This window comes from Paenibacillus sp. CF384, assembly GCF_900106745.1.
GTDB lineage: Bacteria > Bacillota > Bacilli > Paenibacillales > Paenibacillaceae > Paenibacillus_Z.
This window is the reverse complement of sequence record NZ_FNNV01000001.1, coordinates 482064-493140: the sequence shown is the minus strand read 5'-3', so window position 1 is coordinate 493140 and position 11077 is coordinate 482064. Positions and strand designations below refer to the sequence as shown.

Genomic DNA, 11077 nt, shown 5'->3' with positions numbered 1-11077 from the left:
TTATGGAGGGACTTATTCTAATGACTACAGGCAGCACATCTGCGAATGAAGGCAAGAAGTTATCTGGTAATCCGATCGTGCCAGGCTGGTATGCCGATCCGGAAGCTAGAATTTTTGAAGGCCGTTATTGGATCTATCCGACGTATTCAGCACCTTATGATGAACAGCTGCATCTGGATGCTTTTCATTCCTCTGATTTGGTAGAGTGGACTAAAGTGTCGAATGTCTTGGAAATGAGCAGCATTTCGTGGGGCAAACGGGCTCTATGGGCTCCTTCTCCGATTGAACGGGATGGCAAATACTATTTGTACTTTGCAGCTAATGATATTCAGAGCAATGACGAGCTTGGCGGTATTGGAGTAGCCGTTTCCGATCGCCCGGAAGGTCCTTTCCGTGACGCAATCGGTAAGCCGCTCATCGATAAGTTCTATTATGGAGCACAACCTATCGATCCGCATGTATTCATTGACGATGATGGGACTGCTTATCTGTATTACGGCGGCTGGGGACACTGCAATATCGTGAAGCTGAATGAAGATATGGTGAGCTTGGATACATTCGAGGATGGGTCCACGTTCGTAGAGATCACACCTGATCACTTCGTGGAAGGTCCTTGCATGATTAAGCGGAACGGCCTCTATTATTTCATGTGGGCCGAAGGTGGCTGGGGAGAGCCGGATTATTCCGTCGCTTATGCCGTCTCGCCTTCTCCGATGGGTCCGTTCGAACGCGTAGGCAAAATTCTGCAGCAAAATGCCGAGATCGCCACCAGCGCGGGACATCACGGTATTATCGAGGTTCCTGGTGCCGACGAATGGTATATCGTGTATCACCGCAGACCGTTGACCGAGACAGACCGCAATCATCGCGTCCTCTGCATTGATCGTATGCATTTCGCTGAAGATGGCAGCATCGAGCCTGTTCAGATCACGTTCGAAGGTGTAAGTGAAAGATTGATATAAGTTCAGGTAGAAGTATGCATGAGAATCCGCGAAATGTCGCGGATTCTTTTTATTTTCCAATTGCACGAAATTGGCTATACAAAAGGTGGTGAATCGTTTAACCTAAATAGAAATGACTTCAGCAGAGGGACGACATATGAATTGGAAACTGCCTTTATTTCGTAATCTTCGAAGAGATTCAGATCAACGCAAGTACTTAAAGATCATTACCAACGAGGGCATCTCGGGAGTTCTGCTCGCCAGCTTGATCGGAGGCCCGTTCCTTACGGGATACATGCTGCATTTAGGTGCATCAGCCGCACAGATCGGATTCGCGCTGGCCATTCCGGCATTTGCCAACCTGGCTCAAATCTTCACCGCGATCGTTACGCATAACGTTGATAATCGTAGAGCATATGTACTGGGTTATGGCGTATTGTATCGATTGTTGTGGGTGCTGACGGGACTTATTCCGTTTGTGCTTCCTCAGAGTTACTGGGTGTATACATTTATTATCTTGTATTTGCTCTCTTATTTGTGCTCTAACATTGCCGGTGTCATATGGGCGTCGTTGATCGGGGATATGGTTCCCGCTAAGGTTCGCGGACGCTATATGGGCATTCGGAATACCATCGTAGGCGGCCTTGCAGCCGCAGCTGTATTGTTTGGCGGGCAGTTGCTGGAGCATTATTCGCAGGAGAAAGGCTTTATCATTCTCTACTCGATAGCGGCGGTTTGTATGGTGTGGAATGGGTATCATTTGTTCCGCTATCCGAACATCCCATTCGAGAAATCCAAGGAATCGCAGAAGCTGAAGCTGTTGATGAAACCCTTACAGGATCGTTCCTTCATGCGTGCGACTCTGTTTCTGGCTGTATGGATTCTTATCCAAAATGTAGCCGTTCCGTTGTTCTCGTATGCCATGCTCGACGTCATTAAAGTGAGTATTGAGTGGGTGTCGATCATTACAACGGTTCAGATGATCGTCATGATGATCAGCTATTATGTGTGGGGGAATTTGAATGCGAAGTATGGCACGAAGAGGACGCTGATGTGGACGCTTCCGATTATTGCGGCTTCTTGCATCTTATGGGGAGGCATTGCTTGGTTGCCCGCGATACCGGTGCTGGTTATCGTACATGTGCTGCTCGGGATTGGAACCGGCGGTTTTACCCAGTTGACGTTTAATTTCACCATCGAAGATTCGCCGAGCGCGGAACGTACGATCTACGTGGCGGTGTATGCGATGCTGACAGGTTTCACAGGATTTATTGGCCCCATTCTGGGCGGTGAAATCTACCATCAGCTGAAAACAATGCCGGATTGGATGGAACGGTACGGATTCAGCGCTATGATGGGGCTTGTACTGCTTGGTATTGCCATGACGGTGGGGCGTGCCATGTTAAGGAGTCACCATCCCGCTAAGCCGGGGAGAACGGCAATAGTTCGCAGCAAGAAGAAAGAAGAGCTGGCGAGTTAGCAGCGTCGTCAAGAGCTGCCGGAAGGGAGTTGGCAGGGCATTTCGATGCTCTGCCAATTTTTTTTGTAGTGCGAAATGTTCTAACGAACCGTACGGGGCTTATTTGGCCCAAAACAGCTATTGAAAAATTGTAACGAACCGTAGAGGTCTTATGTGGAGTTTGGTGGGGATGAGAGAGCTGGATCGCCCCGAATAACGCCTCTACGATCCGTTAGAATCTCAATGCGCCGAAATCCAGCTCAATAAGACCTGTACGATCCGTTAGATTTTCGCAGGGCTGTGACAAGGAATTGAAATGTTACAAATAGAATTAAAACAGACGAACGGATGGTACATAGAAATCTCCAAATTATCATGCAATGGGATAGATGAGCGAAGGTGGGGTAGCTGCGATGAAAACTACGATCTATCTGACAAGACATGGCGAAACCGAATGGAATGTAGATGGCCGACTGCAAGGGCACATGGATTCTGAACTTACAGAGCTTGGTACAAGTCAGGCCGGCTGGTTAGGCAAGTCATTGCAAGGCGTTCATTTCGATGCGATCTATACGAGCGCAAGTCCGAGAGCACAACGTACTGGGCAGATTATCAGAGGGAATCGTAACATTCCTTTAATTCCCAATGAGGAGTTGAAGGAAATCTATTTAGGCGCTTGGGAAGGGCAGAAATTTACGGAGATTGAGCGAACGTTCCCAGAGGAACATGTGGCTTTCTGGAATACACCTCATCTGTATCAGCCAAGCAACGATGGCGAATCTATCGTGCAATTACAGGAGAGGGTCATTCCGAAAGTCAAGGCTATAGAAGCTGCGCATCAAGGCGGGACGATTCTGATCATTACGCATGCCGTTACATTGAAAACGATCATGGCGTATTTCAAAGGCGACCCGCTAGAGCTTCTGTGGTCGCCGCCTTATATACATCCTACATCGTTAACAAAAGTTACGATCGATGCGGAAGGACCTCATATCGAGCTCCACGGAGATGTCTCTCATTATGAAGCTTAGCTCGCCGGCGCTCCGGCTAGCCGCTGCTCGAAGAGGTCGATCAGATGCAAGAATCGCTCCGCTTCACGGTATACATGGTCAGCAAGGAGAGGGTGGATGATGCTCTTGATCCGGCAAGACTCAATCAGATCACGAGCCGTTTTCTTGAAATCTCGCAGGCTGGCAACCGATACCCGGTTCTGATCGAGAAACTGCGTTAAGAGCGGCGTCGTTTGAGACTGCGGGCGCATCGACCCGAGATCCTGAGCTTGAAAAAGCAGTTGATCAAAGTCATGGCTGAAATCTCTCGCTTGATCGACCAGCTTCCGCTCAGACGGATCCAGCAGATGCCCGATAAACTTAGCGTGATCCGCCATAATCTTGAGAAAGAATACATTCTCATCAATAATGGCATCCGGCAGAGGCTCCAGTTGACCGTTATTTAACTCATGAAGACGGTTTCGGAAATAATTTGCTTCACGACTGACATGATCCACTAAGAGAGGAAAGTTGTTGCCGCCTGGGAGTTTGCAAGTAAGTATTAGTCCTAATATTTTGCGTTTGTATACCCAAATATGAGATACAGCCGTACATACCTCCGTATTAAACGCTCTGATTTGCTGAGGGTCTGTGGTGAGAGGGAGTGCGTTCGCTTTGGCCTCAATCTGTTCGAAAACCGAGTAGAATCCATTCGCTTCTTGAATGAGCTGCGTATCTTCACAGCGAAATCCAAGCTTAAGGAACAACGAATGCTCCTTCATAATGCGTGACCAGAAACGAATCTCTTCCAAGGATTGCGCGACAAAGCTATCTGCCATGATAGAACCTCCTTTGTTCGGCTGCCTTTATTACCATATGGGGGAAGGCTGGAGGTTAGATGTTGTCCGCTTTAAACTTACTGAAAAAAGGAATTTATTAGGAGGCAAATAAAGTCCATTTTCTGGATAAAACTAAAAAGAAACTAACCCCTAGGCGCCCAAAGCATGATAGAAATACCGACGAGACAAACCGCGGCTCCGATCCAGTCATACATGTCCGGTGATTTGCGGTCGACTAACCACCCCCATAGAACCGCTAATATAATGAATACTCCGCCGTAAGCTGCATATACGCGACCGAATGATGGGAAGTTCTGCAGCGTCGGAATAATTCCGTACGCGATTAAGATGAAGCTGCCAACTATGCCATACCAGAGCGGTTTGGATTCTCGCAGCCAGAGCCAAACCATATATCCGCCGCTAATCTCGGCGAGACCGGCGATTACGAAGAGTAGAATTGCCAACATCATGTTTCTTAGCCCCAATCTCTATCCATCAGTTTCACAGCCCATCGGGCAGCATTAGTTAGAGTATAGTGGGTTGGATGTTAAATGAGCAACTTAAAGAAAGGCCGCCTTCGACTGCTGCTTAGCAGCAGAATCGAAGGCGGCCTTTCGCCATCCTGCATGATTCGATTATGATTTATTGTCAGTAACGTCATCTCTGGTGTCAGAGACAAGCTCCTTCGCAGAGGTCTTGAACTCATGCAAAGTACGGCCAACGGCGCGACCGAGCTCAGGCAGCTTGGATGGTCCGAAGATAATGAGAACTACTACTAAAATCATCATAAGACCCGGCAAACCGATATTTTGCAACATACGAATCATCTCCTGTCGAATAGTTGAATGGGATTAGTCCTGATTATGATTGCTCGGATATGCAGCTACCGCTTCGATCTCAATCAGCCAGTCGGGACTAACGAGGCCGGCGACTCCGACAGTGGAGCGCGCGGTTTTGGTCGGATTCGTCTTGGTGTTGAAGTATTTGGCGTATGCCTTAAACCAGCCGTCAAAGTCGAATTTGCCTTCCTTGGCAGCGTCTGGGGCGATATACACGCGCAGATAGGTAACGTCCTTCATCGTCAGCCCTTGCTCTTTCAATTGCTTCTCGATATTAAGAAGAATGCTGGTTCCTTGTGCTTCCGTGTCCCCGTATCGCTCATAGATGGTTTTACCGTCCTTGTTAATGACTGCCGGCGTAGTGCCGCTAGTCTCAAAGGTAGCCGTTCCGGCTGGCATGGCTACCGCACTTGAGATCGAGGATTGCGGGCTGCCGTAGAATTCAGGCTCATAAATAGGCGTTAGTGGATATTTGTGCGGTGTAATGGCGGCATAAACAGTTGCGGTAGCTGCCAAGGAAGAGATGACGACGGTGGCGATGGCGATTTTGACTTTGCGTTTCAATTTCATGGTTCTTCCCTCCCGAATAAGTGGACTATTCTTTCATGACGCGTTCATGAATATCGGTGACGACTTCACGAGCAGACTCAATGCCGCCTGCCATCCAAGCCGTAATATAGCTGATATGCTCCCCTGCGAGATAGACACGGCGATCAGGTTTGCAGAGCACGGGATAGTTGGTCCTTCGATCTTCCGAGGAGTAGGAGACCCAGCTGCCCATGTTATATTTGATTGTTTTCCAGTTTACGGAGAACGAGGACTCGAATTCGCTGTAATACTGCGGATGGATCTTAGCTCCTTGTTCCAGAGCAAGCGCTTCGCGCTGCTGAAAGCTGAGCGCTCCGAACTTGTCAGCACTTCCGCCGAAAGCGTAGTAGCCGAGCAGTACCCCTTTTTTGGCAAAATAGTTCGTAGGCGGGTAATAGATGGAGGAAATATCCAAATTCGTCAGTGTATTGCCTCCATAGATTTGATCGTCTTCTTCCCAGAATCTACGCTTGAACTGCATACCAATCTTGCCGGCGTTTGCGTAGCTGGTGTTATTGATTGCTTTGGTCATCTCGGAAGAAAGATCATGTTTGATCGTCTTCAGCACGGACAAGGGGATGGTGCAGATGCAGAAGTCGCCTTCGATTTGCTTCGCCTCTCCACTCAGCAGGTCGGTGTAGGACACTTGGACTTTCTCCCCGACATGCTTGATCTCGGTTACCTCCATATTGTGCTTGATCCGGTTGCCAAGCCGCTTCTCGAAAGCCTTCGGAATTGCGTCTATGCCGCCAACGGGGTGGAACATCATCATCTGCTGATCGTAGCTGTACTCGCTGCTGAAATAATTGGCGAATCCGGAATTTATAATGGCTTTCATATCGAATGGATCGCGGATGACGCCGGCATCGAGCCTTGAACCAGGCTCGTCTTTATAGCCGCCGCGAGACGACCCCTTATAGAACAAATCCGCATCCAAATTACCCTCGGAGCGAAGGTATGCAACGACTTTCTCTTTCTCTTCAGGTGAAATCGGTAAATCAAGGCCTGGCTGATTGACCGCTTTGGCGAGCAGCTCGCTGATGTAGCCTCTTGCATCGGCTTTCGCGGCGCGTTTGCGGACCCGAGTGCCGGATAAGGCGCCGACTTTCTCATTGTAATAATACGCGCTATCGTTCACGTTATTGAAGGGCTCCATCGGAATGCCGAATTCCCGGCAATAGTCCATCGTGACATGAAATTGCGGGATACGCATGGGACCTGCGTTCAAGTAATGACCGTCATCGAATCGCGCAACCTGCTTCTGGCCGCCGACTTCTGTCACCGTGGTGCCTCTTCGAACGGACCAGTTTCGACCGCCTGAACGAGCGCGAGCTTCGAGAATGGTGCAATCGTAGCCTGCTTTGCCAAGCTCGTAAGCAGCTGTTAAGCCGGCAATGCCGGCGCCAAGAATGACGATTTTCTTGCCGGAGCGGTTCGTGCCTTTCAAATCCCAACCGGATGGAGGCGTGTATTCCGCCGCTTTCATCGTTTGCGGCGTGAAGAGGCCCATCGTGCCCATGACGCTGAATACGGCAGCAGCGCCGCCGATCTTGCCGACCGTCGTCAGAAATTGTCTGCGCGATACTTCGTTTGGCGATTCTTTCGTTTCCATGCGCTTCAGCTCCTTTGGTAGATCGTCTGTTCGACTCTGCGAGAAATGTATCACGGATAAAATCGGAAGCGCCAATAAATTGTGAGGAAAACTAACATCAATAAAATTTATATAGGCGATAGAAATCATGAATGTCATTACAAGTTTCTTACAACGAGTGCAGTCTATATGCGGGTTTTAATTGGGATCAAGCAAATGTATCAAGGTAGTATTTACCAGATGCTACAAGTATGCTGGGTAATCCGTCCCATTGAACATTCCAAGAGATGATGATAACATTTCGACCCAAGAAGGTTTGTGTAATGTTTCCTTACATATCGTGTTGTGAAAGGCTCTTTCGACGATCAACTACTTTATAGTTCTAGGGAGGCTGCCAGCAATGAATGACAAGGTAATGAGCATTGGTACAGTGTGCGACTTGACAGGATTGACGGAAAGACAGATTCGCTATTACGAGGAGAAGCAGTTGATTTTCCCTGTTCGGACTAAAGGCGGGGCGCGTAAATTTTCATTCGACGATGTAGAAAGAGTGAAGGAGATCAACATGAAGCTCAGGGATGGCTTTCATACATTTGAGCTTAGAAAAGCCGGAAGGGCGTGCGGGGAATGAGGAGCGGCGGAGAGACGATGACAATCATGTCGCATATTATTGAGCTGCGAAGCCGTATATGGCGGATACTCGCTGTCGTACTGCTATCACTTGGAGTCGGATTATATGTATCGCCTAAAGTGCTCAGATATTTAAAGAGCGTGCCGCCGGGCTCGGACATCACCTGGAACGTGTTCTCGCCATGGGATGGGATTCGGATGTACATGACAATCGCGTTTGTCTTCGCACTGGCGATATCCCTTCCCTTTATTCTGTATCAGCTGTGGAGCTTCGTGAGGAAGGGACTGCATCCAGAAGAACGTTCGGCAGCCCTTCGTTATGTGCCCTACAGCGTGGCCTCTTTCTTGATTGGGTTGGCATTCGGGTATCTGATCGTCTTTCCGATGAGCTTCGACTTCACTTCCAAGATCACGACAAGTATGGAGCTGGTGGAGACTTACGGCGTTGCGCAATATTTCGGTTTCATGTTCAATATCGTCATTCCGCTTGGCGTAGCCTTCGAGCTCCCGGTCGTTGTGATGTTCTTGACGAAGATCGGCGTACTGACGCCGCAGGTGCTGTGCAAGATGCGGAGGTATGCGTATTTGGTGCTTGTTATCGTGGCCAGTCTGATCTCGCCTCCGGAGCTCATCTCGCACTTGATGGTATTTATCCCGCTTGTCATTCTTTATGAAATTAGCGTAGTGCTCTCACGCGTCGTGTACGGGAGAAGAAGAATAAATGCCGCAGCTGAGGTTTCCGGCTCGTTATAAGTAGAGCGCCCCGCATGAATAACGGGGCGCTCTTTGATTTATTCTCGGATAATATCATGCTGCTTCCGCAGTTTCCGATATGCAGAGGGGTTGAGCTTGAACAAGCGAGTGAAGGCAGATGAGAAATAGTTGATGTTATTAAAGCCAATCGAGTACGCGATATGCTCAATGGACAAATTTGTTTTATCCAACAGCTCAGCAGCCTTATTCATGCGCACTTGTATCAGAAACGCATGAGGTGGTACTCCCGCATGATCTTTGAACATTTTCGTAAAGTAACTGCGTTCCAAACCGAGCTGTGCTGCAATAATGGGGACAGATAGGGGTTCAGCATAATTATCGGTGATGAATTGGATTGCCTTGGTGATATACACATCTGCAGTAGAGGTGCTCCTTGAGATCGGTTCGCGATACGCCGTGTCTTGCATGACAGCAGCAAATAATTGATAGATAAGTCCGGTTACCAGAAATTCGGTATAGGCTGGACTCCCTTGGACGTCGAACAACTGCTGGAAGAGAGAGGTAATAGCAGCTGGAGATTCATGCGAAATGACGGGGGATTCCGGCGTAATTCCTGCAAACTGCACGAACGAATCCCGCTTGCCGATGTTGAAACCGATCCACATATAACTCCACGGATCATGCTGGTCCGCTTGATAGAACCCTAACTGCTGCGGAAACAAGAGGAAGCTATCATTAGCTTGTAACTCATAGGTCGTATCATTGGATCGGTAGATGCCTTTACCTTGTTTCACGAAGACATACAAGTAGTGATCTCTTATAGCCGGTCCATACGAATGTCCGGGTAAGCAATCCGATTGTCCGTAGAAATGCAGATGAATGGGAGGAGCATGATGATTGAACACATATTGAGAAGCTTGGATGCGAATCACTCCTTTTTCCAGTAGGTAATCTTAGATTACCACACAAAAGTGTAAATTCACCACGCATTTGTTCATATACGATTCCTTCGATTCTGCATAAAATCAAGCTATGAACCGCACAAAAGAGGAGAATCGCGATGACGAATTTATCGATGGGCAAACAAAAGCTGGAGTGGAACAGCAAGTATCTGACTGAGCTTCGTGATTCCAATGCACTGCTTGGGAATATCGATGCCTTAAAGAACAGATTGGATGAGGACGGGTACTTGCTGCTGCGCTCCTTTCACAATCGTGATGCTGTTATGAGAGGCCGAATGGATATCATGCAGCAGCTGTCAGAGGCTGGGTGCTTGGATCCTCATTCGCCAATGGAGGAAGGCGTGATTGGGCCGGAGAATCGCGCTTTGGGGCTGGACTATAAACGGATGCCTGCTTTTCTGGATGTAGTCAATTCGCCTAAGCTGATGGCTTTCTTCAATGAATTTCTGGGAGGAGAGTCGATCACTTATGATCATAAGTGGATTCGAGCCATTCAACGCGGAGCTAATACAGGCGCACATTATGATCGAGTATACATGGGCAGGGGAACACAAAATCTGTATACGGTATGGACTCCGTTCGGTGATATAGCGAAGGAGCAAGGGACGCTGGCGATTGCGCTCGGGTCACATCATTGGGACAAGGTCAAGAACACTTACGGGCAGGTTGATTCTGACTCAGGACCGGTTAAAGATTCGTTGTTTAGCCGCGATCCGTATGAGATTGTGGACAAATTTGGCGGATGCTGGGGAACGACGGATTTCGAAGCCGGGGACATCATCATGTTCGGCATGTTTACGATGCATGCCTCGCTGGATAATAACACAGATCGCTATCGGTTAAGCTCTGACACGCGCTATCAATTAGAATCTGAACCGAAGGATATGCGGTGGATCGGGAAAGATCCCATTGGTCACAAGGGTGCAGATTCATCGAATGAACATAAGCAAACGATGGCTGAAGCACGTAAGGGCTGGGGGTTAGATTAACATTATCGATTATAAGGGATCTACTTCGTTTATAATGAGAGGAGGCCGGACCATCGGCCAAGCTAATGGCAGAGGAGGTTCGGTTCATGTACGAAACCAAGACCAAAGAAACGGACAAAAGCGTTCTGGAGTTTATTGAGAATGTCGAGAGTGCTGCAAAACGCGAGGATGCCTATAAACTGCTGGATATTTTTACGGAAGAATCCGGATTTGAAGCGAAGATGTGGGGACCGACCATTATCGGATTTGGTTCATATCACTACAAATATGAATCCGGTCATGAAGGTGATGCACCGTACGTGGGTTATTCGCCGCGTAAAGCCAAGATCAGTTTGTATTTTGCGCCGGATGACCCTCAGAGGGAAGAATTATTGCAGCGACTAGGCAAACATACGTCGGGCAAATCATGTGTCTACATCAATAAAATAGCCGACATTGATGTTGAGGTCATGAGAGAACTTATCCAAAATACGCTCGCGTATGTGCGTGAACGATACGAATAAACGAGGCAATTGCAAAAAACCTCCGCATGCCGG

General features: G+C 48.4%; 13 protein-coding genes. 7 read left to right on the top strand and 6 right to left on the bottom strand.

The genetic code is table 11. The features are described 5' to 3' along the window. Positions 1–20 precede the first annotated feature (20 nt). From BLW29_RS02260 to BLW29_RS02250, 3 genes are all read left to right on the top strand, one after another. Positions 21–962 carry a glycoside hydrolase family 43 protein gene (locus tag BLW29_RS02260; RefSeq protein WP_090975782.1) on the top strand — a complete coding sequence of 314 codons (942 nt, stop codon included), beginning with the start codon at positions 21–23 and terminating at the stop codon, positions 960–962. A 136-nt stretch (positions 963–1098) separates the two neighbouring features. Further along, a complete protein-coding gene (locus BLW29_RS02255) occupies positions 1099–2421 on the top strand; it encodes an MFS transporter (RefSeq protein ID WP_177186446.1) in 1323 nt (440 codons plus the stop codon). A gap of 392 nt (positions 2422–2813) precedes the next feature. Then, positions 2814–3431 carry a histidine phosphatase family protein gene (locus BLW29_RS02250; protein WP_090975778.1) on the top strand — a complete coding sequence of 206 codons (618 nt, stop codon included), beginning with the start codon at positions 2814–2816 and terminating at the stop codon, positions 3429–3431. Here BLW29_RS02250 and BLW29_RS02245 read toward each other — a convergent pair. The 5 genes from BLW29_RS02245 to BLW29_RS02225 all read right to left on the bottom strand — a co-directional run bounded on the left by BLW29_RS02245 (position 3428) and on the right by BLW29_RS02225 (position 7267). Then, complete coding sequence (locus BLW29_RS02245) at positions 3428–4228, bottom strand: DUF2935 domain-containing protein (RefSeq protein WP_090975776.1); 801 nt, start codon at positions 4226–4228, stop codon at positions 3428–3430. The two genes, BLW29_RS02250 and BLW29_RS02245, sit on opposite strands and share 4 nt — an antisense overlap. 143 nt (positions 4229–4371) lie before the next feature. Next, the gene (locus tag BLW29_RS02240; protein ID WP_090975775.1) at positions 4372–4698 is read right to left on the bottom strand and encodes a YnfA family protein; all 327 of its coding nucleotides are present in this window, start codon (positions 4696–4698) and stop codon (positions 4372–4374) included. Between the two features lie 165 nt (positions 4699–4863). After that, positions 4864–5046, bottom strand: coding sequence for a twin-arginine translocase TatA/TatE family subunit (locus BLW29_RS02235; protein WP_090975773.1), 183 nt, complete (start codon positions 5044–5046; stop codon positions 4864–4866). A 33-nt stretch (positions 5047–5079) separates the two neighbouring features. Continuing rightward, positions 5080–5637: a Rid family hydrolase gene (locus BLW29_RS02230; protein WP_090975771.1), complete on the bottom strand. Its 558-nt coding sequence runs from the start codon at positions 5635–5637 to the stop codon at positions 5080–5082. 25 nt (positions 5638–5662) lie between these two features. After that, positions 5663–7267 carry a flavin monoamine oxidase family protein gene (locus tag BLW29_RS02225; protein WP_090975769.1) on the bottom strand — a complete coding sequence of 535 codons (1605 nt, stop codon included), beginning with the start codon at positions 7265–7267 and terminating at the stop codon, positions 5663–5665. Positions 7268–7646: 379 nt separating this feature from the next. On the opposite strand from BLW29_RS02225, the gene BLW29_RS02220 reads away from it, so the two are divergent. Both BLW29_RS02220 and tatC read left to right on the top strand, forming a co-directional pair. Beyond that, on the top strand, positions 7647–7877 hold the full coding sequence (locus BLW29_RS02220) for a MerR family transcriptional regulator (protein ID WP_090975767.1): 231 nt from the start codon (positions 7647–7649) through the stop codon (positions 7875–7877). A gap of 17 nt (positions 7878–7894) precedes the next feature. After that, on the top strand, positions 7895–8629 hold the full coding sequence (gene tatC / locus BLW29_RS02215; protein ID WP_256208261.1) for a twin-arginine translocase subunit TatC: 735 nt from the start codon (positions 7895–7897) through the stop codon (positions 8627–8629). A gap of 38 nt (positions 8630–8667) precedes the next feature. On the opposite strand, the gene BLW29_RS02210 is transcribed toward tatC, so the two are convergent. Further along, complete coding sequence (locus BLW29_RS02210; protein ID WP_090975763.1) at positions 8668–9522, bottom strand: AraC family transcriptional regulator; 855 nt, start codon at positions 9520–9522, stop codon at positions 8668–8670. A gap of 128 nt (positions 9523–9650) precedes the next feature. On the opposite strand from BLW29_RS02210, the gene BLW29_RS02205 reads away from it, so the two are divergent. Both BLW29_RS02205 and BLW29_RS02200 read left to right on the top strand, forming a co-directional pair. Then, entirely contained in the window at positions 9651–10541 is an 891-nt protein-coding gene (locus BLW29_RS02205; RefSeq protein WP_090975761.1) for a phytanoyl-CoA dioxygenase family protein, read from the top strand. An 86-nt stretch (positions 10542–10627) separates the two neighbouring features. Further along, entirely contained in the window at positions 10628–11044 is a 417-nt protein-coding gene (locus BLW29_RS02200; protein WP_090975759.1) for a DUF1801 domain-containing protein, read from the top strand. Positions 11045–11077: the final 33 nt, after the last annotated feature.

What these genes read in the sequence shown, in the direction of transcription:
- BLW29_RS02260 (WP_090975782.1), top strand. Translation starts at nt 21, where the DNA reads ATGACTACAGGCAGCACATCTGCGAATGAAGGCAAGAAGTTATCTGGT.
- BLW29_RS02255 (WP_177186446.1), top strand. Translation starts at nt 1,099, where the DNA reads ATGAATTGGAAACTGCCTTTATTTCGTAATCTTCGAAGAGATTCAGAT.
- BLW29_RS02250 (WP_090975778.1), top strand. Translation starts at nt 2,814, where the DNA reads ATGAAAACTACGATCTATCTGACAAGACATGGCGAAACCGAATGGAAT.
- BLW29_RS02245 (WP_090975776.1), bottom strand. Translation starts at nt 4,228, where the DNA reads ATGGCAGATAGCTTTGTCGCGCAATCCTTGGAAGAGATTCGTTTCTGG.
- BLW29_RS02240 (WP_090975775.1), bottom strand. Translation starts at nt 4,698, where the DNA reads ATGATGTTGGCAATTCTACTCTTCGTAATCGCCGGTCTCGCCGAGATT.
- BLW29_RS02235 (WP_090975773.1), bottom strand. Translation starts at nt 5,046, where the DNA reads ATGTTGCAAAATATCGGTTTGCCGGGTCTTATGATGATTTTAGTAGTA.
- BLW29_RS02230 (WP_090975771.1), bottom strand. Translation starts at nt 5,637, where the DNA reads ATGAAATTGAAACGCAAAGTCAAAATCGCCATCGCCACCGTCGTCATC.
- BLW29_RS02225 (WP_090975769.1), bottom strand. Translation starts at nt 7,267, where the DNA reads ATGGAAACGAAAGAATCGCCAAACGAAGTATCGCGCAGACAATTTCTG.
- BLW29_RS02220 (WP_090975767.1), top strand. Translation starts at nt 7,647, where the DNA reads ATGAATGACAAGGTAATGAGCATTGGTACAGTGTGCGACTTGACAGGA.
- tatC (WP_256208261.1), top strand. Translation starts at nt 7,895, where the DNA reads ATGACAATCATGTCGCATATTATTGAGCTGCGAAGCCGTATATGGCGG.
- BLW29_RS02205 (WP_090975761.1), top strand. Translation starts at nt 9,651, where the DNA reads ATGACGAATTTATCGATGGGCAAACAAAAGCTGGAGTGGAACAGCAAG.
- BLW29_RS02200 (WP_090975759.1), top strand. Translation starts at nt 10,628, where the DNA reads ATGTACGAAACCAAGACCAAAGAAACGGACAAAAGCGTTCTGGAGTTT.